The organism is Serratia sp. Ag1, from assembly GCF_000743355.1.
Lineage (GTDB): Bacteria > Pseudomonadota > Gammaproteobacteria > Enterobacterales > Enterobacteriaceae > Chania.
Map to the genome: position 1 here is coordinate 256,269 of NZ_JQEI01000003.1, position 25,008 is coordinate 281,276.

Below are 25,008 nucleotides of genomic sequence, written 5' to 3' on the forward strand. Positions count from 1 at the left end.
CGAGCCTCGCTCAACTGCGTCGGCTGAACGCCAGCCAGCGCCGTTCCGCACGGGAAAACAGGAAAATTAGCGCAAAGGTGCAGATCAGGTACAGCGCTGCCGCCAGCAAAAAGGGAATAAAGGGTGAATACGTCGCAGCATAAAAGGAGCGTGCAACACCCGTGATATCCAACAGCGTTACGGTACTGGCCAGGGAAGTGGCATGCAGCAGGAACACCATCTCGTTATTTAATGCCGGAATACCACGTCTTAAGGTAGCGGGTAGCACCAACCGGCGGATAATCTGCGCGCGGCTCATGCCAAAGGCCTCACCGGCCACCCACTCCTGGCGTGGAAAGGTAGCCATCATTCCGGCCAACAGTTCGGTCACATAGGCGCTGGTATTCAACACCAGTGCCAGCGTGGCGCAGAAGGTGGCATCGCGGAACAGCAGCCAGAATGGCTGGTCATTCTGCCAACCCAGTTGCACCACATCGAATTGCGACAGGCCGTAATAGATCAGCATCAGTTGCAGGTAAAGCGGTGTACTGCGGAAAAAGTAACTCACGCTGCGGATCAGCATCGCCAACGGGCGCGGGCCGTAAACCTGGCCGACCGCCATCAGCACCGCCAAGAGCATGCCGGGCACCACCGAGAGCAAAAACAGCCTGGCAGTGACGGCCAACCCGGTCGCATCATTCCCATCGCTCCACAAAAAAGTGGGCACCGTATCCAGTATGGTTTGCAGATTCATCAGTAGGTATCCCTGGCCGTTGAGGAATACAGCGCATAGCGCCGCGCCAGGCGGCTGAACAGCCAACCAGAGAGTGCAGTAATCACCATATAGATCAGCGAGATCAGGAAATAGAACAGAAAAGGCTTCTGGGTGGCGCGCCCAGCCTGCTCAGCCAGCCACACCATATCTTCCAACCCCAGAATCGATACCAGCGCCGAAGCCTTCATCAATCCCAGCCAGTTATTGTTGATACCGGGGATGGCGAAACTCAGCATCTGCGGCAGCATCACGCGGCGGAACACTTGCCCAGGGCGCATACCGTAGGCCACAGCTGCTTCCAGTTGCCCCTGATCCACCGTCTGAAAAGCACCACGAAAGGTTTCGGTATAATAGGCACCAAACACAAAGCCAATCGCCAACACGCCGGAAATAAAGGTATTGAACTGCACCGGGCCAAGGCCCAACAAGCCAAGAAAACCGTTCACCAGCATTTCACCGCCAAAGAACAGCAACAGCATGATCACCAGTTCAGGGATACCGCGCACCAACGTGGTGTAACCCGTTGACAGCCAGCGCAACCAAGGCGGGCCGAACAGCTTAATCACCGCATTGATCAAGCCAAGGATCAACGCCAGCACCAGTGCCAGCAGCATCACGCACAACGACAGCCCAGCCCCCTGCAACAGCAGCGGTAAATAGTCGGTTACCATGCTATCTCTCCATAAACCCGCCGCTTCACCAGGTTGAGTTATTCGCCGTAGATATCGAAGCTGAAATATTTCTTCTGGATAGTGTCATAAGTGCCATTGGCGCGGATAGCCTTGATCGCCTCATTCAGCGCATCACGCAACTCGGGGTTGTTTTTTGCCACCGCGATGCCCACTTCCGAAGAGATACTCTCATCGCGGATCACCGGGCCAGCAAAGGCAAAATTCTTGCCACGCGGGGTATCAATAAAGCTGTTACCCGCCTGGATGTTGTCTTGCAGCGAAGCATCAATGCGCCCGGACAACAGATCCAGATAAACATTGTCCTGATTGGCGTAGGAGCGGAGCTTCACGCCATTCCCGGCCCACTGCTTCTTCGCATAAGCCTCATGAACCGAACCGGTCTGCACCCCCACCGTTTTGCCTTTCAGGCTTTGCACATCCGGCTGCAACGGGCTGCCCTTTCGCGCCACCAACTGGGCCGCACTGCGGTAATAACGATCGGTAAAGTCGACCTCTTTCTGCCGAGCTTCGGTAATGTTCAGCGAAGCGATAATCGCGTTGAACTTGCCAGCATTAAGCGCCGCAATCATGCTTTCGAACGGCTGTTTGACGAATACGCACTTCGCCTGCAACTGCGTGCACAATGCGTTGGCGATATCAATATCAAAACCGGTGATCTCACCATTAGGGGAAAGCACGTCGAACGGCGGATAGCCGCCGTCCACGCCAAAGCTGATAGTGTCAAACGTCTTGGCAGCAAGCGGTGCGCACAGCACCGTGCTCGTCAGCAGAACCGCAAACCATTTTTTCATGATCGAATCCCTGTTAACTCAAACTCAGAAACGCAGTGACAGGCAGGTTAACCCACCGTCCATTTTTTTGAATTCGCTGGTATCCAGCTGCACAATCGGCATCGCCAACTGTTCTAATTGCGCCAAAGTGTAGGGGTAACCTTGCGGAGTTAATAGGGTGTCGTTAATCCACAGCGTGTTGCCCGCATAAGATTCCTCTTCAGGGATCACCACAATATTGAAAGCGGCAAAAGCCGGATGCTGCCGGTAGCCTTCGGTCAGCAGCAGCGTATTGCGGCCAACGTAGTTGACGATCGATTTCAGGTGCAGCCCGGCGCTCACTTCAATAGCGCTAACCCGGTAACCGTGCGGTTCCACCGCAGCGGCAAATTCGCGGATTCCCGCTTCATCGGTGCGGGCAGTCAAGCCAATAAAGAACTGACGATCGACCAGCAGCACGTCACCACCGTCAAGATGACCACGGTTGCTCATCTGCACCAATGGCCGAAAACCCGCCAGCACCGGTGCAATGGTGGCAACTTCCCCCTGGCGGCTCGGTGCCCCGGGGTGAGTAATTACCGCCAGCTCGGGCATCACCACTGCGGTGTCTTCAACAAAGTGCGCGTCAGGGAATGCCGGAGCGGCAGGCAATACCGTGACTTTCAGGCCAAGCCGCAGTAGCGCATTCACATACGCCAGAAATTGGCGGCCACTTTCGGCCACATCGGGCGCACCCAACTGGGCGGTGGTTTGGCCGGCACCACAGGTATCAGCCGGCAATCGGGCAATGGCTTGAGTAAAGTGCATAGCGATTCTCTTGGTTGAAAAGTGCTGAAGGTGTCTCTTTGATTATTAAACGGATTCTTCCGCCAAGCGGGTCGAATCATTGGCTGACACAACACATTTGCGCTGTATGTTGCCGCGCTGGCGGCCCATTGGGCTGTGCGAAAAAACGCGCTCGGCTCGTCACAGATCAAGGAAAACAAAGCGGTTAATTGATAGTCGGCGGGGATAAAACGTGAAAAACCGCACCCTTCGGCTGAAGGATGCGGTAGGTGCGAGTGAACGAAACCAACAACGCTGTAAGACGAAGGGTATAAGAGATTACTTTTTCTTGGCGTACTTGAGCGAGTCCAGCGCGACCGCAAAGATGATGATGCCGCCCTTGATGATGTACTGCCAGTAAGGGTTAACCCCGATATAGGTCAGACCATAGTTGATTACGGTAAAGATAATGACCCCGGTCACCACCCCCAACACCGTCCCCACCCCACCCGCAAACGACACCCCGCCCACCACGCAGGCGGCAATCGCATCCAGCTCATACATAAAACCGAGGTTATTGGTGGCACTGCCGATACGCCCCGCTTCCAGCAGGCCACCAAAGGCATAAAACACCCCAGACAGCGCATAGATCATAATCAGGTTCAGCGGCACGTTAACGCCAGAGACTTTAGCTGCCTCAGGGTTGCCACCGATGGCGAAGATGTTTTTACCGAAGCGGGTTTTATTCCACAGCACCCAGACAAAGACGATCGCAATAATGGCGTAGAAGGTGATATACGACAGCTTAAAGTCACCAAATCGCAGGAATCCCTGAGCAAACGTGGAGAATTTCGGATCAAAACCTGCCACTGGCGAAGCCCCCACAAAATCGTAATACAGCGAGTTGATGCCGTAGACGATAATCATGGTGCCCAACGTGGTGATAAACGGCGTTACGTTGAGATAAGCGATAATCAGGCCGTTTACCAGGCCAATCACTGCCCCGATCGCACACACCAGCAGGATCACCAGCGGGATCGACCAGGTTTCCATGTGCGGGAACACTTTGTTGACGTTATCCATCGATTGCAGCAGGGTCGCGGCGACTACTGCCGCCAACCCCACCTGCCGACCGGCAGAAAGATCGGTCCCTTGTGTCACAATCAACCCGGCCACACCCAGTGCAATAATGATGCGCACCGAAGATTGGGTCAGGATGTTACTCAAGTTAATCAGGCTTAAAAACGTCGGATCCTGAATAATGATAATAGCCAGCAGCACCAGCAATACCACATAAATGCCACCTTCTTTAAAGTAGGTGAACAAGGTTTTTCTATTAAGCGCGTTCATAATCACGATCCTTAAAGATGCAAGGAGGCTAACCGCAATATTTCATTTTGCGAGGTCTGTTTGGTATTAACGATGCCCGCAACCTGACCATTACTCATCACCAGTATTCTGTCGGTAATTCCCAAAAGCTCCGGCATTTCAGAAGAGATAATAATGATCCCCTTGCCCTTCTTCGCCAACTCGGTCATTAACTGATAAATTTCAAACTTGGCTCCCACATCGATACCGCGCGTCGGCTCATCCATCATCAATATTTCCGGCTGAGTCAGCAACCAACGGCCAATAATCACTTTTTGCTGATTGCCGCCAGACAGCGAACCGATATGAGTACGCTGGCCCGGCGTTTTTACCCGCATGGCATCGATCACCCATTGGGTATCGCTTTTCATCCGGGTATTATCCAGCAAGCCCACTTTATTTTTGTAATTACGAATATTGGAAATCAGTGAATTAAAACCGACGTCCAGATAAGCATAAATACCGGTTGAGCGGCGTTCTTCCGTCACCAAGGCAAAGCCATGGTTAATCGCTTCATTGGCAGTGCTATTCTCGATGCTCTTGCCATGCAGCTTAATCGTACCTGCTACTTTCTCGCGGATGCCGAACAAGGTTTCCACGATGTCAGTACGCTTGGCACCCACCAGCCCGGCAATCCCCAAGATTTCACCCTTATGCAGATCAAAAGAGATATCGCGGATTGAAGGCTGGCGCAACGAGGTCAGGTTTCTCACCTCCAGAATCACCTCTCCCGGCGTATTCTGGCGATCGGGGAAGCGCTGGCTCAGCGAACGGCCAACCATCATCGAGATGATCTTGTCCATATCCAACCCTTCCAGCGGTTGGGTGGCAATCCATTGGCCGTCACGCAGAATGGTGATTTCATCGCAAAGCTGGAAAATCTCTTCCATCTTATGGGAGATATAAACAATGCCGCAGCCACGATCTTTCAGCTTACGGATAATCGTGAATAAGTGATTAACCTCTTTCTCCGTCAGGGAAGATGTCGGTTCATCCATAATCACAATTTTGGCGTTATACGAAAAAGCTTTGGCAATCTCGATCATCTGCATCTGGGATACCGACAGCGTACCCACTTTGGCGCGAGGATCGATATCAATATCCAGTTCGTCAAAGATTGCCTGGGTATCTTTGTACATTTTATCCTGATCGACAAACAGGCCTTTGGTGGGATATCGCCCCAGCCACATATTGTCCATCACGCTACGCTGCAGAACCAGGTTCAATTCCTGATGCACCATAGAAACGCCGTGTTCCAGCGCCTCTTTAGAACTCTTGAAATCTACTTCCTGCCCCTGGAACAGGATACTGCCGGAATCTTTTTTATAAATGCCAAACAGACATTTCAATAACGTCGATTTACCCGCCCCGTTCTCCCCCATCAATGCATGAATAGAGTGTGGGCGAACGCGCAGATTAACATTATCCAATGCCTTTACGCCGGGAAATGACTTATTGATATTGGCCATTTCCAACAGCCACTCACGCGAGTTATCGGCCATAAATATACCTGGATTTTCTAATAATAAATTCCCCGCCGGGGATCGGCGGGGTCATTGCTGTGTTTATTTAACAAACTGAGACAGATTGTCTTTATCTACACCAACATAAGGGATACGCACGACTTTATTTTCGATCTTGTATTGGGTGCCATCTGCCGCTGGTTTGCCCGCAGCCAGGTTTTTCGCCAGTTCGAAAGTGGCTTTGGCCTGGTTCTCAGCATCGTTCAGCACGGTCCCGGCCATTGCGCCCGATTTCACCAAGGCCAGTGCTTCTGGCAATGCATCTACGCCGAATACTGGGATATTGGTTTTGTTATGCGCTTTCAGGGCCTCAACAGCTCCCATCGCCATCGCATCGTTGTTGGCAATCACCACTTCGATCTTATTGGCATTCGGGCCAGACAACCAGGCGTCCATCTTGTCTTTAGCCTGTGCGGTGTCCCACATCGCGGTGTCCATCTGCAGTTGCTGAGTTTTGTAGCCTTTCTCATTCAGAGTCTTAACCACATAAGTGGTACGTGCTTCAGCATCCGGGTGGCCCGGTTCGCCTTTCAACAGCACATATTGAATCTGACCATCTTTGTTCAGATCCCAATTCGGGCTGGCTTTCCAGTGTTTGGCAATCAGTTCGCCCTGGATCACACCGGACTCTTTGGAGTCGGTGCCGACGTAATAAGCTTTGTCGTAGCTGTCCAGCGCTTTGCGGGAAGGTTCTTTGTTGTAGAACACCACCGGGATATCGTTAGCACGCGCTTTATCAATCACCACTGGCGCTGCTGCCGGGTCAACCAGGTTGATTGCCAGCGCTTTAACCCCTTTGGCAATCAGCACATCGATCTGATCGTTCTGCTTGGATTGGTCATTCTGCGAATCATTCATTAACAGCGTGACGTCCGGAGACGCCTTGGCATCTTTTTCAATGGCTTTGCGCACGACTGACATAAAGTTGTCGTCATATTTATAAATGGTCACACCAATACGAGTTTCTGCGTGAGCGGCAGCGCCAAACATCATACTTGCGGCCAGCGCGGCCAGGGTGAAAACCTTCTTATTCATTGTCTGTCTCCGGTTTGTAGAGGGTCGTACTCGGTATTAAAACGATACCTGCCGTACTTGAAATTGCGGCGCTGTTAAACCACCACTTCAAGTACTTTGGTTATAGAGCATAGACAGCGCGATGTTAATATTCTGTGAATTTTCTCACAGATTGAAAACGGTTACACAACGTTAAATGTTTAGAGAGTGACCGCCGCCTCACTTTGCCACGGCGCTACAGAGTGGCGGCGTACCAAGGTTGGCATGAAAATATGTGTAGCTTGTGGTTCCAGTAATCCAGCAGCGCCTTTCAGCGCCAGCTCGGTCGCCAGGGTCGCCATAGAAACAATGGGATAGCGGATGGTAGTCAGCTTCGGGCTGGTGTAGCGGGCAATCGGGATATCATCAAATCCCACCAACGAGAAATGCTGCGGCACCGTGATACCGTTTTCTTTCAACACCGCCATAGCACCGGCTGCCATAGCATCATTGTAGGCAAAAACGGCGCTCAGGTGCAGGTTGCGGCCCAGCAGTTCGACCATCGCGGCTTCACCTCCCTGTAAATCTGGTGAACCATAGGCACGCCAACTGTCTGGTGGAACGATACCCGCTGCCAGCATCGCCTGGCTGTAGCCCTGTTGGCGTAACGGGCCATCTTCGATCGGATGATTGGAACCCAGATAACCAATGCGCTGATGGCCCTGCGACAACAGCAGACGCAGCGCCATCTCGGCGCCAAACACATTGTCCAGCCCGACGCAGCGGTGTTCGTAGCCGGTTATTACCCGGTTAATCAGCACCATGCCTGGAACCTGATCCATAAAAGCGATCAGCTCCGCATCACTCAGCGCTTTAGCATGTACAATCAGAGCGTTACAACGCTGCCGGATCAGCACCTCGATGGCGTGGCGTTCTTTATCCGCCTGGTGATAACTGTTGCCAATCAGCAAGTATTTCTGGTTTTGCTGCGCCACAGTGTCAACCGCTTTCACTAAGGCACCAAAAAACGGATCGGAGACATCCATCACCACCACACCAAGCGTGTCGCTGCTTTGCGTTGCCAGCGCCTGCGCATTGGCGTTTGGCCGATAGCCTAATTCCGCGACCGCCTGCAGCACCTGTTCACGCGTCTTTGGGCTGGTTAGAGCGCTGTTGTTCAGTACTCGCGAAACGGTAGCCACAGAAACGCCTGCACGCTTCGCGACATCGCGAATAGTGATCGGATGGACAGCATTCATGGAACATCCTGAGGTCGGGAAAGTTGACAATGGCGCTATCCTACCCCGTTTGTACGCCTCCTCTGCGTGAATTACGTCACAGTAAAGAAAACGTTTACATACATTTTTTTAACCTACCTGCGCCAGTGCTCAATTTGCGTTCTGCTGAGCCCGTTCACCGGCTGCCAAAGCCGTCAGCCAACGCCACAGCCACTCCATCGGGCCTTGAGTGAAATAATGCAGCCACAGTTTGGAAAACAAGAAGTTAACTAGCCAAATCAGCGGCACAAACGCCAGGAGTTGCAAGCGATCAAACTGCTGATAGAGGCCAAAACGGTAAAATAGCGTGGTGCAGATCAGCGTTTGCAGCAGGTAATTGCTCAGCGCCATGCGCCCAACCAGTGTCAATCCGTAGCCGATGCGCGAATGCGAAAGAGAAGGCCAGAAGCCATAGATCAATGCCAGGTAGCCGATGGCCTGCAATGGAGCCCCCAGTTCACGCGGCACCTGTAGCAAGAAACCACTCCAGCGATAGTCCCAGTTAACCTGCCACTGCAAGGCAACTCCAGGCAGTTGGATTAGCAATGAAAGCGGTATCATCCAGGCAGCCAAGCGCCGATAATGGGCAGGGGTATACCGGTTGCGCAACCAGCCGCTACGCATCAAACCCGCGCCAAACAGCATCAGACCGGCCAGTTGCCAGCCATACTGTGCGCCAATCGCCAACAGGTTGGAAGAAAGCAGATCCAGGCGGCTACGCCAGGCTTCGACGCCGCCTTGCAGCTTCCAAAATTTCTCATACTGCAATTCAGCCGCGCCCGGTTGCCAGAAGTTGCCCGGTTCACCGTGCGACATAAACCCCAGCAACAGCAAGATCGCTACGCCGATCAAATAGAGCATTACGCCCGTTTTCAACAGCGTAATCGTCTCTTTGGCATCGCGGATCATCCGCCAACACACCAGGCCGATCAGCCCATAAGCCAGCAAGATATCGCCATCCCACAGGAAAATGGCATGCCCCAGGCCAAACAGCACCAACCACGATAAGCGAGCGCGGATCCAGACTTTGCCACGGTGTAACAGCAACTGCAGGCTGGCCCCAAACAACAAAGCGAACATCGCTAAAAATTTGGCCTGAGTGAACAGATCCAGCCATACCCAAGCCCAGGCATCACGCGCAGAAGGTGTCCCCAGAAAAGCCGGGTTGAGATAGGCCGCTTTCGGCAGGCCAAAAGCGCTGATATTCATCAGCAGAATGCCGAGAATGGCGATACCACGTGCACAATCCAACGTCGCAATACGCGGCAGCGGTGCCGTTTCATGATGATTCATTTTATACCGCTGTATTCAGAATGTTAAAAAGGCACCCTAAGGTGCCTCAGACGGCTGACAAAGTTAGATATTAGGGAGAGCGTGCCGGAGGGGTCGTAGCGGCGTAAGCCGCCGGAGCGCCCCTCGGTGCGCTAGGCCCGGGTATCTCGGGTTAAAAGACCACTTTGTCATCAACCTCAGGCCCCCTAAGATACCTGTGTTCTTCATGACCAACGTGTCACCCCTGATGACGCACCGCACGCAGGAACTCCTGACGCGTGTTCTGGCTGGATTTGAACAACCCACCCAGAGAGGTGGTCGTCGTTGCACTGGTTGCATCGCGGATCCCGCGCGCTTTAACACAATAATGAACCGCATCAATCGATACCGCCACATTATTAGTGCCCAACAAAGTTTGCAGGGCCACCAGGATTTGCTGCGTCAAACGCTCCTGCACCTGCGGACGCTGAGCAAAGAACTGCACAATACGGTTGATTTTTGATAAGCCAATCACCGAGTCTTTCGGGATATAAGCCACCGTGGCTTTGCCATCGATGGTCACAAAATGGTGTTCGCAAGTGCTGGTCAGCGTGATATCACGCACCGTGACCATCTCATCCACCTTCATTTTGTTTTCAATCACAGTGATTTTCGGGAAGTTGGCATAATCCAGGCCGGAGAAAATCTCGTCGACATACATTTTCGCAATGCGATGCGGCGTTTCTGCCAGACTGTCATCGGACAGATCGAGATTCAGCAACTTCATGATTTCGGTCATGTGCCCTTTGATACGGCTTTTGCGCGTTTCCCGATCCAGCATTTCCCCACACAGTGGGGTTTCCAGGCCGCGCGCTTCAAGCGCAGCATGAACCAGTGCAGCTTCATTACTTAACGATGTCATGGGTCTCTATCTCCAGCAGGCGGCTCCGACAATGCCTGTTATGCCGATAACTAGCAGATTTGCGGTGTCTTATGTTTTAACTACCCGGTTCGGATACGTCATAGCGTGAACCCGGTCAAAATTTTCACCCACTCTAGATGAGAGTGAGACGTTTATCCAGTGATTGTGTTTCATCATGGAGTGAAATATCCGCATTCAGCCCGTAGCAGGTGGGCTGCGGCTATCCCGTGTTTTTTGTACGGAATTCAATCAGGGTTATGTCCGTTTTGGGTCACCGCCCGTGATGACGTATTGATCACTAACCAACCGGCGATCACCAACCCCAGCACCGCCACATACAGCGCGGGCTCAAGCCGTTGGGTCAACGCGGTTGAAACCGCCGACAGCATCGGGCCAACCAGTTGGCCAATGGCGTAACCGGTAGTCAGCAAGCCCGCCATATAGCGCGCATGCTGGGGGGCCAACTCCCTGCCATGCTGAATGGAAAGCTGTACCACGCTGAGAAACCCGCCCCCGGTAAACAAAGCCCCCAGTATCAGGCCGGTAACACCCGGTACCACCTCGGCACACAGCACTCCCAACGCCTGTACCCATAGAGTGATCGCCAACCGGCTTTGCGTGGTGAGCTTATGGCGCGTCAGAATACCGATAACAATGCCCAACACTGCCGCACCACCGAAAATCGGCCAGACAAATTGGGCAAACAGACTACCGGGGAAACGCGCCGCCGCCATCTGTGAAAGAAACGTCGCGGGCAGGATATAGCCAAAGCCAGCCAGGCTGTAGCTCCACACCAGCCGCTTCAAGGCCGGAGTCAATACCAGCGGTTCCGGTACCGTATCAGGCCGATGCAAATCCCCGGTCCGTGGCAGATGAATACTGATTGCCGCCACCAACACCAAGGCCAGCACGCCATATACCAGCCAAGCCTGTGCAGCACTCAGCGCCAGGCTATGGATTGCCACCGCCAGCATACCGCTGATAAAAATACCGGCTCCCGGCCCGGCGAATACCGCCGCACTCAGCGCCGGGCGGCCATAATGTGCCAAGCGTTCGTTGGTCCACGCCGCCACCAGCACCATCGACCAACCACTGGCCCAGCCAATCACCAAACGTACCGCTCCGTGCCACCATACGCCTTCAACTACAGCAGACAGCAACGTGAGGATCACTACCCCCCAAACACCGAGCCACAGGCGACATTCCACATGGCGGCTGGCGCGCATGGCGTCAAAAGCGCCGCACAGGTAGCCGAAGTAGTTCAACGCGGCCACCAGACCAACACCGGTCAACGTAAACTGCTGTTCAGCAATCATCAGTGGCACCTGTGGCGTGAAGGCAAAACGGCCAATCCCCATCGCAACAACTAAAGTAATAAAGCCACTTAGAGCAATTTTTAACGCCATCGGCGCATCCTGGTTGTTAAAAGAAAGTTGCGGCTATCATGCCTCAGCATTACACTCACAAAAACTGAATAATTCTCACCAAGTTCATCACAAAAAGAGAAAGCTGATGGATCTCACCCAACTGCGCATGTTTTGCAGCGTGGCCGAAACCGGCTCCGTGGCCCGTGCCGCCGAGCAGTTGCACCGCGTGCCGTCGAACCTGACCACACGTCTGCGCCAGCTTGAGCAGGAATTGGGGACCGACCTGTTCATCCGCGAAAAACAGCGCCTGCGTCTTTCGCCGATGGGCCATAATTTTCTCTGCTACGCCCAGCGCATTCTGGCGCTGAGTGAAGAGGCCATGAGTATCATCCATGCCGGGGAGCCCGCGGGTAACTTTGCTCTGGGCTCGATGGAAAGCACCGCCGCCACTCGCTTACCGAGTTTGCTGGCAGCCTATCACCAACGTTACCCACAGGCCGCACTTTCACTCACTACCGGCACCTCCGGCGAGATCATCGAGCGGGTACGTGCCGGTACGCTGGCGGCGGCGCTGGTGGATGGCCCATTGCAGCACGACGAACTGAATGGCTGTATCGCCTTCCCGGAACGCATGGTAGTGATTTCCGGTCTGAATCATCCGCAAATTGATAGCGCGCACAATGCCAAAGGGGCAACCCTATTCGCCTTTCGCGCCAGTTGTTCTTACCGCTTGCGCCTGGAATCCTGGTTCAAGCACAGCGGCGCAGTGCCGGGCCAGATTATGGAGATCCAGTCCTATCACGCCATGCTGGCCTGCGTCGCCAGCGGTGCCGGGCTGGCGATGATCCCGCATTCGGTGCTTAATTTGTTACCGGGGTTCGAACGGGTGAAAGTACACCCGCTTCCCCCAGAGATTGCTGAAACCGCCACCTGGTTATTGTGGCGGCGCGATGCGTTCGGGCCCAACGTCCGCGCATTGAAAGAGCTGATAATTGAACAGGCTGAGACAACGGCCACTGAACATACCGAGGAGAAATAGCATGAAGATGATCAAAACCCGCGCAGCCGTAGCTTGGGGCCCTAATCAGCCGTTGAAGATCGAAGAAGTCGACCTGATGCCACCGCAGAAAGGCGAAGTGCTGGTGCGGATTATCGCTACCGGCGTGTGCCACACCGACGCCTACACGCTGTCTGGCAAAGATCCTGAAGGGGTATTCCCGGCGATCCTCGGCCATGAAGGCGGTGGCATTGTGGAAGCGATCGGTGAAGGCGTGACCAGCGTGGCCGTCGGCGATCACGTGATCCCGCTGTATACCCCGGAATGTGGCGAGTGCAAATTCTGTAAATCCGGCAAAACCAACCTGTGCCAGGCAATCCGCGCCACTCAAGGAAAAGGTTTGATGCCAGACGGCACCACACGCTTCTTCAAAGACGGCAAGCCGATTTTCCACTATATGGGCACTTCCACCTTCGCCGAACGCACCGTGGTACCGGAAATCTCGCTGGCTAAAATCAGCAAAGAAGCACCGCTGGAAGAAGTCTGCCTGTTGGGCTGCGGCGTCACCACCGGTATGGGGGCGGTACTCAACACCGCCAAAGTGAAAGCGGGCGATACTGTGGCCATTTTCGGCCTGGGCGGCATTGGCCTTTCGGCGATTATCGGCGCACAAATGGCCGGTGCGAGCCGCATCATCGGTATCGATATCAACACCAGCAAGTTTGAACTGGCACGCAAATTGGGTGCTACCGATCTGATCAACCCGAAAGATTACAACCAGCCGATTCAGGAAGTGATTGTTGAGCTGACCGACGGCGGCGTTGACTTCTCTTTTGAGTGCATCGGTAACGTCAACGTGATGCGTTCGGCGCTGGAGTGCTGCCATAAAGGTTGGGGCGAATCGGTGATTATCGGCGTTGCCGGTGCCGGTGAAGAGATCGCCACCCGCCCATTCCAGTTGGTGACTGGCCGCGTGTGGCGCGGCTCTGCCTTTGGTGGCGTAAAAGGCCGCAGCCAGCTACCCGGCATTGTGCAGCGCTATATGGACGGCGAATTTGCCCTGAATGACTTTATCACCCACACCATGGGATTAGAGCAGATCAACGATGCCTTCGACTTGATGCATAAAGGCAAATCGATCCGTTCAGTGATCCATTTTGATCAATAAGCCAGGAGGCAGAAAGATGAACACGTCATTAGAACTTCTCGAAGAGCACCGTATGTTCGGTGGCTGGCAACAACGTTACCGCCATGCGGCGCAGAGCCTGAGTTGCAACATGACTTTCAGCATCTACCTGCCGCCGCCGCGTGATGATAATCCCCCACCGGTGCTGTATTGGCTGTCGGGGCTGACCTGCAATGATGAAAACTTTACGCTAAAAGCGGGTGCCCAACGCATCGCCGCCGAACTGGGGTTGGTGCTGGTAATGCCAGACACCAGCCCACGCGGTGACGACGTACCCAATGATGCAGGTTACGATCTGGGCCAGGGTGCCGGTTTTTATCTCAACGCCACCCAAGCGCCGTGGAACAGGCACTTCCGCATGTATGATTACATCAGCGATGAGTTGCCTGCACTGATTCAGCAGCATTTCAGCATCGGCGATCGTCAGTCCATCTTCGGCCATTCGATGGGCGGCCATGGTGCACTGATGATGGCATTGCGCAATCCGCAGCGCTTTTGTTCTGCATCGGCTTTTGCACCGATTGTTAACCCGAGCCAGGTGCCGTGGGGGCGTAAAGCCTTTGCCGCCTACTTAGGGGGCGACGAAAGCCAGTGGTTGCAGTATGACAGTTGTTACCTGCTGGCCAACAGCACAGAAAAACTGCCTATTCTGGTGGACCAAGGGGATGGCGACCAGTTCCTGGCAGACCAGTTGCAACCGGCAAAGCTGGCAGAACTGGCACACCAGCTCGACTGGCCGCTAACCTTACGAACCCAGCCGGGCTACGACCATAGCTACTTCACCATTGCGACCTTTGTCGAAGATCACCTGCGCTTCCACGCCGAGCATCTATTCCGCTGATTGTTTTGGCTGTTTGTGGCTGTATCTTTGCCACAAACAGCGACTTCCTTAACAGGTTAAGCGCCCGTTTCACGCGTTATACCCCATTTATGATCCTGTTCGCTTTCGCGGCGTGAACGCCTTTACAACGGCAATAACCCTCCTTTCCGCCTGCTACCGGGTGGCACTGTAAATCAACGCAACCAACGAATATAAAAGCTTGATGGCAAAATGGTCTTTTAACCCGACATAGCCAGGTCTAGCGCATCAAGGGGCGCTCCCTAACAACGGGTTTGTCAGCAATCTGCATAAGCCTTTATAGTGACTCCATGCTGCTATCATGGGCTCTCTCAACATTAATTTTGGAATAAAAACATTAAAAAATACATAAAAAAAGAATAATAGCCTATAAAAACGATTTTAAAAATATATTGTTGTGAAATGGTAGATGGGTAGTGATAATTGCTGCATCCCGTGGTTAGAGGCTGTGCTAGATAAAAACATGTGTGTATCACATTTGTATCAGTGTTGGTTCTTTTCTTAAGGTAAAACACAAGAAAAACCCGATATAAATATCATGACATTAGGTTGCTATAAAGCACTTGCGCTGATAGCTAGTTTGGAAATATCTCATACTTTGTTGAGATAAAACTCAAAAAATCAGCATAAAACACCACATTGATATATTTTCAAGGTGTATTATTTTCACTTTATTTAATTACAGACTTGCTGTTGTGACTAAGTGTTTTTTTTATAGAATGTTTCGGCGGATGCAAGCAACATTCAAGGAATAGGTATCATGTTTGCTGGAACGCAAGAAAATAGAAGCCTCGAGCCCTGCGGCTACAGGCTGGATGAGCATGTATATTTTTATCTGGAAGATAAGATCCTGATCAATCACAGCAAGGTAAATCTCAAAAGAGTGCAATTGCGTGCAACTATGTGCTTTTTCTTAATGTACTTACTTAGTAATAAGGAAAAAGACTGTATCAGCGATGACGAAATAATGGCAGCAGTCTGGGAGGAAAACAATCTCAGAGCCTCATCAAACAGACTCTGGCAAGTAGCGCGCGATCTAAAATACAAGCTTATAGAGGTTGGATTAGAAGGAGAATTATTCTTCCGTAAAGGACGAAAAGGATTCGCTGTCAGTAAAGAACGAGTGCTGCCTTTATACTTCGTTACGGAAGTCTATATTATGTAAAAGATAATTTTAATGAATTACTTTAAGGAACAGGTGAATTTATCACCTTATTCATTCAATAAGCACCAACAATATATTTTTAAACCAACGGGTCACATCTTTGACAACAAACAAAGATTTATACCCATTTCAAAAAGAAGAGAGTAAAGATGAAAGTTAATATGCAAAAAACCCTGTGTTCATTGGCACTGATCGCCTCTACTACTTTGCCTGCTCTGGCGGCAGACAGCGTTGAAGTGAAGGTTATCGGTACCATCAAACCCGTTGCCTGCACCCCAAGCATTGCTGGCGGTGGCGTGATGGACTTCGGCGTAATTGACTACAATGAATTGAAAAAAGATGACTATACCGTGATAGGTGATAGGACAGCTGATTTTACCATTACTTGCAATGCCCCAACTAAATTGGCCATACAAGCAATCAACAACCGTAAAGGTACGTTAGCTGGTGCAACAGAAAACGTGGCAGGGGCTAGTATGTTGTCATCAGTATCCCCGACACTGAAGTTTTGGGGCGCAAGTACCTACTATGCCGTTGGGCTAGGTACTAGTGATGGGGCTAAAATTGGAGGCTATTCCATTCGTATCGCTGACACCTCCGAGGCTGACGGGGTTAAAGTGGATAACTTATATTCACTAAATCAAGGAAGTACATGGGCATATACTGTTGGTTACCCTGGGTTATATTCATATGTAGCGAACACCTATACTTCTTGGGCAGAAAAAGGGAAAACGACTCCAATTGCTTTTGAAAGATATGCCGGAAAACTAGAGATTTTTGCTTACGTTAACAAAGCATCTGAACTAAATGTGAACCAACCAATTACTCTTAATGGTTCTACCACGCTTGAATTAGTCTACCTGTAATGTCATTTTTCACCGACCTACTATTTGGTATTTGGTTCGGTGAATAACGTGCAATCAGTGTGCTAATTACTGAAGGTTACGGGCAGGTTATTAATGTAATCGACTTTACTAACCTGCCTGTTATAGTGATATCAAAGATGAAAATAAGTATGCAGAAGTCCCTCTGTGCGCTTGCACTGATTGCCTCATCTTCTTTGGAGGCAAACAATGCTGGGGTTAACATTACCGGAATCATTCAACCCGTTGCCTGTACCCCAAACCTGAGTACAAGTAATCTACTGAATGATGGCATCATAAAAGCCAAGATTCTGAAAAAAAATGACCACACCCCGATTAGCGCGAAAGCGATAGACTTTTCAATACGCTGCGATGGTCTGACTTTAGTGGTAATCAAAGCCATCAATAATTGTATAGGGTCATTGGTTGATGCAAAGAGGAAGGCAACAGGTGCTGCTCATACTCATAGCTGTAGCATATCATCAGAGATACAGCCTTGGGGAGATGGCACTCACTACATCTTGCTCGGATTAGGCCTTGAAGAAAATAATGCAAAAATTGGCGGTTATGCTATTCGCTTCAACCTAACCAGTACCTCGGCTGATGGCAACGCTGTAGACTATATTGCTTCTCTGGATTCGGGCAAAACCTGGACTATAACTAACTCCGCTGGATTGTTTGACCCTTTAGCACCTAAGCTTTTTACTATAACGAAAAAAGGTAAAACAAAGCCACTGGCTTTCAAAATTTTCTCTGGGGAAATTGAGGCGATTTCTTTCATTAATAAAAAAACCGAATTGGATTTAACCAGGCCAACCATTACGGATAGCTCCATAACGCTTGAATTAGTTTATTTTTAATTCATTTATACGTAGAGTTAATTTTCGTTTTTAACAACGCTTATTACTCAGCAATAATTCTAGACAACCCTTAATTAATCAAATGGTAAATATCTATGCAGTTCGCTAATACTTTCAGCATCGGTTTGTTGATGCTCTCTCTTTTTTCAGTTAACGCACAGGCGTCTGGCGTTGTACCAGATACCACGGTTGTTATTGTTGAAGAAAGCGACGGGGAAGCGGCAGTTAATGTTAAAAACACCGACACGTTTCCCGTTTTGTTATTAACTACTATTGAGAATATTAAAGAAGATGGCGAGGCACTCTTAAGTGTAACGCCACCAGCAGCACGCGTTGAGCCGGGTAAATCGCAACGGGTTCGCTTTATTTTAACCAGCAAGACTCCGCTAAAAATGGAACGGTTGAAGCGTGTTATTTTTGAAGGTATCCCTCCCCAGCAAAAAGGGAAAAATGAACTACGCACCACTGTTCGTCAAAACTTACCGGTGATCATTCGTCCAGCAGGACTGGCAACCAATAATGAACCATGGAAGCTGCTTTCCTGGAAGCTAACGGAAAATACGCTGACATTGAGTAATCCTTCGCCGTACGTTGTGCGTTTAGCGAACACAGTACAAACATTGCCTGATAATACCTCCTGGACACTTCCGAATACTTATATATTACCTGGGCAAACGCTTCAATTGACTCCAGAGAACAATAAGAAAGTAACGTCAGCAAAAAATGTTCGTCTTCATCCAGCAACCACGTGGGGCTTCTCTGTAGACAGCTATGATGCCACATTGGCTAATTAATGAGAGTTAACCGTGCCATATCTTATGCAGTATTTTTTTAGAGCTAAAGGAATAAATCTAGGGGTGATTGTGTCACTGGCGGCAATGCTTTTTTCAAAAGCAACTTACGCCTTGGCTGAAGATAACTCAGGTACGGAATTTGATGTCACTGCTATCAATTCGCGTGGTTTTGATCCTAAGATTGCTGAGCTATTTCGCCTTTCTCCGCGCTTTATGCCCGGCGAAACCAATGTGAGTTTACGTGTAAACGGCAAAGAGCGCGGGAATATCAAGGTGCGTTTTGATGATACTGGTCAGCTATGTGCTGATGAAGCATTCCAAAAGAAGGCAAAATTGAGGCCTCTGCCAGTTTTTTCTGAGAAGGTACCTTGCTTCGATCTTAAATCTGCCTGGGCACAGGCCGAGATCAATCTGATGCCAGATCAGGCCCGTATTGAACTGGTAGTGCCTGAAAGTGTCATCGCGTCCTCTGATAGTGAAGACAGCGCTTGGGAGCAAGGTGGCTTCGCGGCTATGGCTAATTATGACGCTCAGTATATGGATTCGATGGGTAAATATGCCGGGGTCAGCTTCCAACAACTTTCTTCAGAAACAGGATTTAACCTGAACGACTGGATTATACGCAGCCGCCAAACATACTCACGTTTTAATAGCGAGAATTTGATGCGCCATGAAGCTGCCTATGCACAACGTAGTTTTATCGGTGCTAAAAAAGTGCTGCAGGTTGGGCAAATCAGCCTTTCTAACTCGATGTTTGGTACTGGTCAGGTGATGGGTTTTCAGGTATTTCCTGAAGCCGCCTTGACGAATGCCAACCAGGGAGCGGGATTGATTGAGGGTGTTACAGAAACACAATCGGTTGTTGAAGTCCGTCAGTCAGGGATTTTGATTCATAGCACGGTTGTTCCTGCCGGGCCTTTTCGCCTACAGGGTTTCTCTCTGCTGAATAACCGTACCGACCTCAATGTAACACTTAGCGGAAGTAACGGGGATAAACGTCAGTTTAGTGTGCCTACGTTACTGATGAGAGGCGCTGCAGTTGAACCAGGGCTGTCTTACGGTGTGGGTAAACTGAGCCAGCAAGGGACCAACGAGTCTCCTTTTGTCGGCACCATCGCTACCGGTTGGTTTCTTAACGCCAAAAATACGCTTAATGCAGGCGCAGTGGCCACCGTTGACTATCGCGCCGGGGCTGTAAGCCTGGATAGCCAGGTACAAGACTCAACGCTGTTATCGCTAAAAACGACGTTATCGCACGATGTTCGGCACAGTGAACGTGGTCTGTCTGCCTCCGCTACCCTGAGCCATAGCCTGACAGAACGTCTGTCTGTTAACCTGAGTACCTCGCAGCAAACCCTAGGATACCGGGAACTGAGCGAATCCTTGCAGGCGGAAAAACAGGACAACAGAGATCGGAACCGTAATGAGTTCAGTATTGGTACCGGTTGGGGTGATAAAACGGTTGGCAGCCTTTCCTTCGCTTGGGCACGTACCTCAACGTTTAACAGTGACCACGTTAATTATCTGCGTGGCTCGTGGAGTAAATACTTTGACAATTTTTATCTTAGCGTTAATGCCGAACGTAATAGCGCAAGCAAGATAGGTCCGGCTGAAGATAGGCTTTATTTTTCTGTCAATATCCCTTTTGGCTCTAGAGATATCAGTAGTTATATTAATACTACCAGCCGCGGAACCCGTGGAGGGATTCGCTATAGTGAGCGAATTGATCGAGATAAAGGCTGGAGTTTATACAGTGAACGTGATTTTAGTAATAAGCGTACTTCAAACACAGCAAGTATGGACATGCTGACATCGGTAAGCCAACTGAATGGCAGCATAAGCCGCGATTCAGATAATCTCACGACCTGGTTCGCCAAAGCCAGCGGTGGCATTGTTGCCCATAAAAATGGAGTTACCTCATCGCCCTATCGCATCAGTGATACTTTTGGTATCGCCAAATTAGGTAATGAGGCTGGGGTTAGAATAGAAACCCCCGGTGGCCCTACATGGACTAATAGCAAGGGCTATGCTGTGCTGCCGTCCTTGAATGGCTATAAGCGATCGTCTATTGAGGTCGATACACGCAGCCTGGCCAAGAATGTAGATATCGATAATGCCCTGCAGGAAATTGAAGTTTCAAGAGGGGCGGTAAAGAATATTAATTTTGGTGTAGTGCGTACACGCCGTGTCCTGGTTGACGTTGTTGATGCGAAAGGAGCTCCACTCGTACGCGGTGCCAGTATCTTTGATAGATTGGACAATTTCGTCACCGTTGTGGGTGAAAAGGGGCAGGTGTTTATACCCGATGCGACGGTTAATACAATTTTTTCAGTACAGGTCTCAGGTAGTAAGCTCTGTGAGTTTACACTTTCATTGCCTGAAAAAGCAGACCTTAGCGGATTCTATGAAACCTCATCGGCTAGCTGCTATTAAAAGGAGTCAAACCATGAAAATATCATTTTTAGCTATGCTATTCGGATTAACCTTTTGTTCGTTTTCTGTCTGGGCGAATAGTCCGTTAGGTACAGGTTTCCATGATAATGCTTCAGTTAATATGGTGGATACACGCTGTAATATGTCATTGGGTGCTCAAACCATTGATTATGGTTCTAAAACTCGCTGGGAACTAAAAAGCTCTTCTAATACCCCTAGTAGCCTAACACCGGGCAAACGAACGCTGATGTTAAGCGTGATTTGCCCTTATAGCCAGCCAATACAATTTTTTCTGAGTGGTGCAGGTACTGCCGAAGGCCAACTACGTTATGGAGATAAGGGGAGTCTTCGTCTTACTATACGTGATGCCAAAGTGGATAATAATAGTGTGCAATTGGCAATCTCGGCACAAAATGGAATAATTACCGGTCAACCACAGCCCCTTTTGATGCTTAAATCAGATAGCGGATTTTCACCCACGGAGAATGGGCAAGCTATTAAAGGAAAAGTTTTTAACGCCATGCTAGATATTGAACCAGAGATAAAAGAGTATGATACCAAGGTAACTTCACCTCAGATCAACGAGACCAGTTTCACAGTGACGCTAGTTAACTTATAGGCCAACTTTTACGGTCGAATCAGTAATAAATAACGGTAAGCTAAACAACCATTGATTTATATAAGGAGTGGTTTACTTACCGTCCTCATATAATATCAACTTAACTAACATATAAGCTACTGAACAAATAATTTCTATTGTGTTTTTTAAAAAAGTGTAAAGTCTATAAATGACCTCACCTTCACTTTATCAATTAATTTTAGGGCTATACTTTTATGCACAAGATTTTTTTATGGTGTGAGTGTTCTTATACTGCGCTAGGGGTCACTGCGCTGCTTGAACATAAATTTGATATTTCATTAGGAAATGACCTCCGAGATCTAAATGATGCTCGGGACTCTGACTGGTATATCTTTGTCATTTCAAGCAGTAACATATTTGACATGGCTACATTAATAAGAAAAAGAGGGGAACTTAGGGAAAATAGCAAGGTTTTATTATTATCTGAAGGGAAGCTTATTAAGTCACTTGGATTTCTTTGTGGTCAAGAGATTAAAAGCATGTCGATGTCGCAATTTTATCTTAGTTATAATAGCTTGATTGATGACTCCTCATATTTAAACCCAGACTCAAATGAAAAGACTCAGGACAAAGTGACACCGACCGAACTTGCTGTGATGAGATTGATTATGAAAGGAGATACCGTATCAGAAGTCGCCTCTAGGCTGAATAGAAGTGTAAAAACAATAAGCCTGCAGAAAATAAGTTTCTTAAAGAGAATTGGTGTCAAAAACAGAATAGCATCGCTCTATCGTTACTTCTATGCTTATTAAACACCACATCCGGTAACAATGAGCATTCCGTCACGCTGAAATGGCATACATAAAAAACCTTTGCTACTTTAAGTTATGCCAATCTTTGCTATACTTATTATAGGTTACATGAGCGAGTTTATATACTGTGGATTATCTTTTTGATGGTGTACTTCTCTATCATTCAGGTGAGGGAGTCATTGTTCCTTTAGGTGGGAGTGATGAGGACTCCATAATATTGACGCCTGTACTCAATAGAATCCTGAGCCTACTTGTTGAAAATCAAGGGCAACTGGTTACTCGTGACGATTTTCTGGAGAAAGTATGGGACAACTATGGCAGAGCAACCTCGTCTAACACGCTAACTCAATACATCAGTATACTGCGTAAACTTTTTATAGATCAGCTTAATAAAGAGTGCGTTATAACCGTCCCCAAACAGGGGTATATGCTGTCACAAGATATTGTTATTGAGAAACTAGCCCCTCTTACCCCTACTTTGACCAAGGCATCACATGCTCCTACAGAAGAAGTAGTTGATAATAATGCCAATAAATTAGAGAAGAGAGCAAGCAGATGGAAACTAATAGTGTTCTATGCCTTGGCTATTACTCTTGTTTTGATTTTTTTTCCATCATCACAGAGCAACAATTACCCAAAAGATATTAAGGACTTAAGCTCTTATTATATTGACGGATGTCATTTTTATTTTTTTGATAAAAAAAAGCCACTTAAAGATACTGTCTCCAGGATTAAAAACCATATGGAACAGTTTAATTTAAATTGTTCCGATGGGGCAGAATTTTACTTTTTCCACTCTAATCCAATAACACCCAACAATACTTACAGCATGCTTGCACGTTGTTTTAAAAATAAAGATCTCCATGATGAGTGTGTAACAACTATAATTATTGGTGAATAAAATGAAATTTATCCCCCTTTCCATTACTCTAATTATTACCATCATCGCTCTAACACTTTTAACATATAAAAAAACCAACAGTAGTGAAAACAAATTATGCACCTCCACACTAAAATACTCTATAAATGATGAAGGCCTAAATTTTTCACATGTCACTCATTATCGTTTATTTCTTGCCGAAAATGGATCTGGTTATGTTAACTTGGGAGGCAATGTAACTTATAACAATAAAAATTACATAATATCAAGGATTATAAATTTCACTTATAAGCCAATAAATCAAGAAGGAGATTATTCGAGTAAAATAGATGAGGTAATGAAAACAGGGCAGGATAACATTCCTGATGATTTAGTTAATAAGTTTTTTATTTATACCACTCTAGGTGTATCTAATTATTTTAAAGTAGGAAGAATAGATGAACATCGAATGTTAATATCTGTCAGTCGAGGCCCTTTTATTGTTTGCAGTGATTCACTGTAAATAGACCTGCTCCGCCATAGTAGCCAGCACAGATTGGCCCATAGCCTGACATCTTATTTACCCAGATGGCGAGCTCATTCTCCCCCTCGCCGTTATCTGCCATAATAGCCGCACTTTGCCGAAAAACTCGCGCACGCTGATTATGGAGTTGACTTAATGGATCATTGCCACACTTCCGACCTTATCTCCCTTGAACAGGCACTGGAGACCATGCTCTCTCAGGTTGCGCCATTGCAAGAGAGCGAATCCATTGCGCTGACCAACGCTGCCGGGCGTATTACGGCGGCGGCAGTAATTTCTCCGCTTGATGTGCCCCCCTTCGCCAACTCGGCGATGGATGGCTACGCGGTTCGTGTCAACGAACTAAGTAGCAACGCCCCGTTACCAGTTGCGGGTAAAGCCTTTGCTGGTGCGCCATTCAGCGAGGGGTGGCCAGCCCATACCTGTATCCGTATCATGACCGGCGCCCCGATCCCAGCGGGTGCTGACGCGGTGATCATGCAGGAACAGGCGGAGGTGAGTGAGGCTGGAGTGCGTTTCAATGCACAGGTGCGTGCCGGGCAGAATATTCGGCTGGCGGGGGAAGATATTCGTCAGAGTGCCAGCGTGTTGCCTGCCGGGGTAAAGCTGGGGGCGGCACAACTGCCATTGCTGGCTTCGCTGGGCGTGGCCGAGGTGCAGGTGATGCGTAAACTGAAGGTCGCAGTGTTCTCTACCGGTGACGAGTTGCAACCCGTCGGCCAACCGCTACAGGCTGGCCAAATTTACGATACCAACCGGTTTGCAGTACGGCTGATGCTGGAACAACTCGGCTGCACGGTGATCGATTTAGGCATTATCCCCGACGATCAACCAGCGCTGCGCGCCGCGTTCAACCGGGCAGATAGCGAAGCAGACGTGGTAATCAGCAGCGGTGGCGTTTCTGTCGGTGAGGCCGATTATACCAAGCAGATGCTGGATGAGCTCGGCCAGGTCGGCTTCTGGAAGCTGGCAATCAAGCCCGGCAAACCTTTTGCCTTCGGTAAGTTGCAACACGCCTGGTTCTGTGGCCTGCCCGGCAACCCGGTGTCTGCCGCGTTGACCTTCTATCAGTTGGTGCAACCGCTGCTCGCCAAGCTGGCCGGGCATAGTGAATGGCGCTTACCAGCCCGCCTGAAAGCGCGTACGTTGACGCCACTGAAGAAATCACCTGGCCGCCTCGATTTCCAACGCGGTATCTTCACCAGCAATGCTGCAGGCGAACTCGAAGTGAGCAGCACCGGCCATCAAGGTTCACACATCTTCAGCTCCTACAGCCAGGGCAACTGTTTTATCGTGCTGGAACGTGAACGCGGATTTGTCGCTGCTGGTGAAATGGTAGATATCGAGCCGTTCAATGCGTTACTGAGGAACTGA

At 49.5% G+C, this 25,008-nt stretch carries 24 protein-coding genes; 13 read left to right on the plus strand and 11 right to left on the minus strand.

Translation table 11 applies throughout. The annotated features are described in order from the left end of the window. Positions 1-10: 10 nt before the first annotated feature. The 11 genes from IV04_RS02425 to IV04_RS02475 all read right to left on the minus strand — a co-directional run bounded on the left by IV04_RS02425 (position 11) and on the right by IV04_RS02475 (position 11,721). Positions 11-733: an ABC transporter permease gene (locus IV04_RS02425; protein WP_037394257.1), complete on the minus strand. Its 723-nt coding sequence runs from the start codon at positions 731-733 to the stop codon at positions 11-13. Beyond that, positions 733-1,425 (minus strand): ABC transporter permease, encoded by a 693-nt coding sequence (locus IV04_RS02430; RefSeq protein WP_037394261.1) that lies wholly within the window; start codon positions 1,423-1,425, stop codon positions 733-735. The genes IV04_RS02425 and IV04_RS02430 overlap by 1 nt, the downstream gene beginning before the upstream one ends. Before the next feature lie 38 nt (positions 1,426-1,463). After that, complete coding sequence (locus IV04_RS02435) at positions 1,464-2,237, minus strand: ABC transporter substrate-binding protein (protein ID WP_037394264.1); 774 nt, start codon at positions 2,235-2,237, stop codon at positions 1,464-1,466. 24 nt (positions 2,238-2,261) lie between these two features. After that, entirely contained in the window at positions 2,262-3,023 is a 762-nt protein-coding gene (locus IV04_RS02440) for a dimethylarginine dimethylaminohydrolase family protein (RefSeq protein ID WP_037394266.1), read from the minus strand. A 297-nt stretch (positions 3,024-3,320) separates the two neighbouring features. Next, the gene (gene mglC / locus IV04_RS02445) at positions 3,321-4,331 is read right to left on the minus strand and encodes a galactose/methyl galactoside ABC transporter permease MglC (RefSeq protein ID WP_037394269.1); all 1,011 of its coding nucleotides are present in this window, start codon (positions 4,329-4,331) and stop codon (positions 3,321-3,323) included. Positions 4,332-4,342: 11 nt separating this feature from the next. Beyond that, positions 4,343-5,851, minus strand: a complete 1,509-nt coding sequence (gene mglA / locus IV04_RS02450; protein ID WP_037394272.1) for a galactose/methyl galactoside ABC transporter ATP-binding protein MglA — start codon at positions 5,849-5,851, stop codon at positions 4,343-4,345. A 63-nt stretch (positions 5,852-5,914) separates the two neighbouring features. Continuing rightward, on the minus strand, positions 5,915-6,907 hold the full coding sequence (mglB, locus tag IV04_RS02455) for a galactose/glucose ABC transporter substrate-binding protein MglB (protein ID WP_037394274.1): 993 nt from the start codon (positions 6,905-6,907) through the stop codon (positions 5,915-5,917). A 179-nt stretch (positions 6,908-7,086) separates the two neighbouring features. After that, a complete protein-coding gene (gene galS / locus IV04_RS02460; RefSeq protein ID WP_037394277.1) occupies positions 7,087-8,124 on the minus strand; it encodes an HTH-type transcriptional regulator GalS in 1,038 nt (345 codons plus the stop codon). A 129-nt stretch (positions 8,125-8,253) separates the two neighbouring features. Continuing rightward, positions 8,254-9,435: a DUF418 domain-containing protein YeiB gene (gene yeiB / locus IV04_RS02465; RefSeq protein ID WP_037394279.1), complete on the minus strand. Its 1,182-nt coding sequence runs from the start codon at positions 9,433-9,435 to the stop codon at positions 8,254-8,256. A 217-nt stretch (positions 9,436-9,652) separates the two neighbouring features. Next, on the minus strand, positions 9,653-10,315 hold the full coding sequence (gene folE, locus IV04_RS02470; RefSeq protein ID WP_037397317.1) for a GTP cyclohydrolase I FolE: 663 nt from the start codon (positions 10,313-10,315) through the stop codon (positions 9,653-9,655). A gap of 245 nt (positions 10,316-10,560) precedes the next feature. After that, complete coding sequence (locus tag IV04_RS02475) at positions 10,561-11,721, minus strand: YbfB/YjiJ family MFS transporter (protein ID WP_037397314.1); 1,161 nt, start codon at positions 11,719-11,721, stop codon at positions 10,561-10,563. Positions 11,722-11,827: 106 nt separating this feature from the next. On the opposite strand from IV04_RS02475, the gene IV04_RS02480 reads away from it, so the two are divergent. From IV04_RS02480 to moeA, 13 genes are all read left to right on the plus strand, one after another. Next, on the plus strand, positions 11,828-12,721 hold the full coding sequence (locus IV04_RS02480; protein ID WP_037440565.1) for a LysR family transcriptional regulator: 894 nt from the start codon (positions 11,828-11,830) through the stop codon (positions 12,719-12,721). Position 12,722: 1 nt separating this feature from the next. Continuing rightward, positions 12,723-13,847, plus strand: a complete 1,125-nt coding sequence (locus IV04_RS02485) for an S-(hydroxymethyl)glutathione dehydrogenase/class III alcohol dehydrogenase (RefSeq protein ID WP_037397308.1) — start codon at positions 12,723-12,725, stop codon at positions 13,845-13,847. Between the two features lie 16 nt (positions 13,848-13,863). Next, positions 13,864-14,706 carry an S-formylglutathione hydrolase gene (gene fghA, locus IV04_RS02490; protein WP_037397305.1) on the plus strand — a complete coding sequence of 281 codons (843 nt, stop codon included), beginning with the start codon at positions 13,864-13,866 and terminating at the stop codon, positions 14,704-14,706. 778 nt (positions 14,707-15,484) lie between these two features. Next, positions 15,485-15,889, plus strand: a complete 405-nt coding sequence (locus IV04_RS02495) for a hypothetical protein (RefSeq protein WP_051916595.1) — start codon at positions 15,485-15,487, stop codon at positions 15,887-15,889. Positions 15,890-16,038: 149 nt separating this feature from the next. Continuing rightward, positions 16,039-16,755 carry a DUF1120 domain-containing protein gene (locus IV04_RS02500; protein WP_051916596.1) on the plus strand — a complete coding sequence of 239 codons (717 nt, stop codon included), beginning with the start codon at positions 16,039-16,041 and terminating at the stop codon, positions 16,753-16,755. Between the two features lie 149 nt (positions 16,756-16,904). Next, positions 16,905-17,612 carry a DUF1120 domain-containing protein gene (locus IV04_RS02505; protein WP_037397301.1) on the plus strand — a complete coding sequence of 236 codons (708 nt, stop codon included), beginning with the start codon at positions 16,905-16,907 and terminating at the stop codon, positions 17,610-17,612. A gap of 95 nt (positions 17,613-17,707) precedes the next feature. Further along, positions 17,708-18,406, plus strand: a complete 699-nt coding sequence (locus IV04_RS02510) for a fimbria/pilus chaperone family protein (protein WP_037397298.1) — start codon at positions 17,708-17,710, stop codon at positions 18,404-18,406. Between the two features lie 12 nt (positions 18,407-18,418). Further along, positions 18,419-20,839 carry a fimbria/pilus outer membrane usher protein gene (locus tag IV04_RS02515; RefSeq protein WP_197062158.1) on the plus strand — a complete coding sequence of 807 codons (2,421 nt, stop codon included), beginning with the start codon at positions 18,419-18,421 and terminating at the stop codon, positions 20,837-20,839. A 13-nt stretch (positions 20,840-20,852) separates the two neighbouring features. Continuing rightward, positions 20,853-21,458, plus strand: a complete 606-nt coding sequence (locus tag IV04_RS02520) for a hypothetical protein (protein ID WP_037397294.1) — start codon at positions 20,853-20,855, stop codon at positions 21,456-21,458. A gap of 215 nt (positions 21,459-21,673) precedes the next feature. Beyond that, entirely contained in the window at positions 21,674-22,231 is a 558-nt protein-coding gene (locus tag IV04_RS02525; RefSeq protein ID WP_037397292.1) for a LuxR C-terminal-related transcriptional regulator, read from the plus strand. 127 nt (positions 22,232-22,358) lie between these two features. Continuing rightward, a complete protein-coding gene (locus IV04_RS24615) occupies positions 22,359-23,132 on the plus strand; it encodes a winged helix-turn-helix domain-containing protein (protein WP_051916598.1) in 774 nt (257 codons plus the stop codon). 1 nt (position 23,133) lies between these two features. Then, the gene (locus IV04_RS24960) at positions 23,134-23,613 is read left to right on the plus strand and encodes a hypothetical protein (RefSeq protein WP_072010811.1); all 480 of its coding nucleotides are present in this window, start codon (positions 23,134-23,136) and stop codon (positions 23,611-23,613) included. Between the two features lie 156 nt (positions 23,614-23,769). Next, on the plus strand, positions 23,770-25,008 hold the full coding sequence (gene moeA, locus IV04_RS02535; RefSeq protein ID WP_037397289.1) for a molybdopterin molybdotransferase MoeA: 1,239 nt from the start codon (positions 23,770-23,772) through the stop codon (positions 25,006-25,008).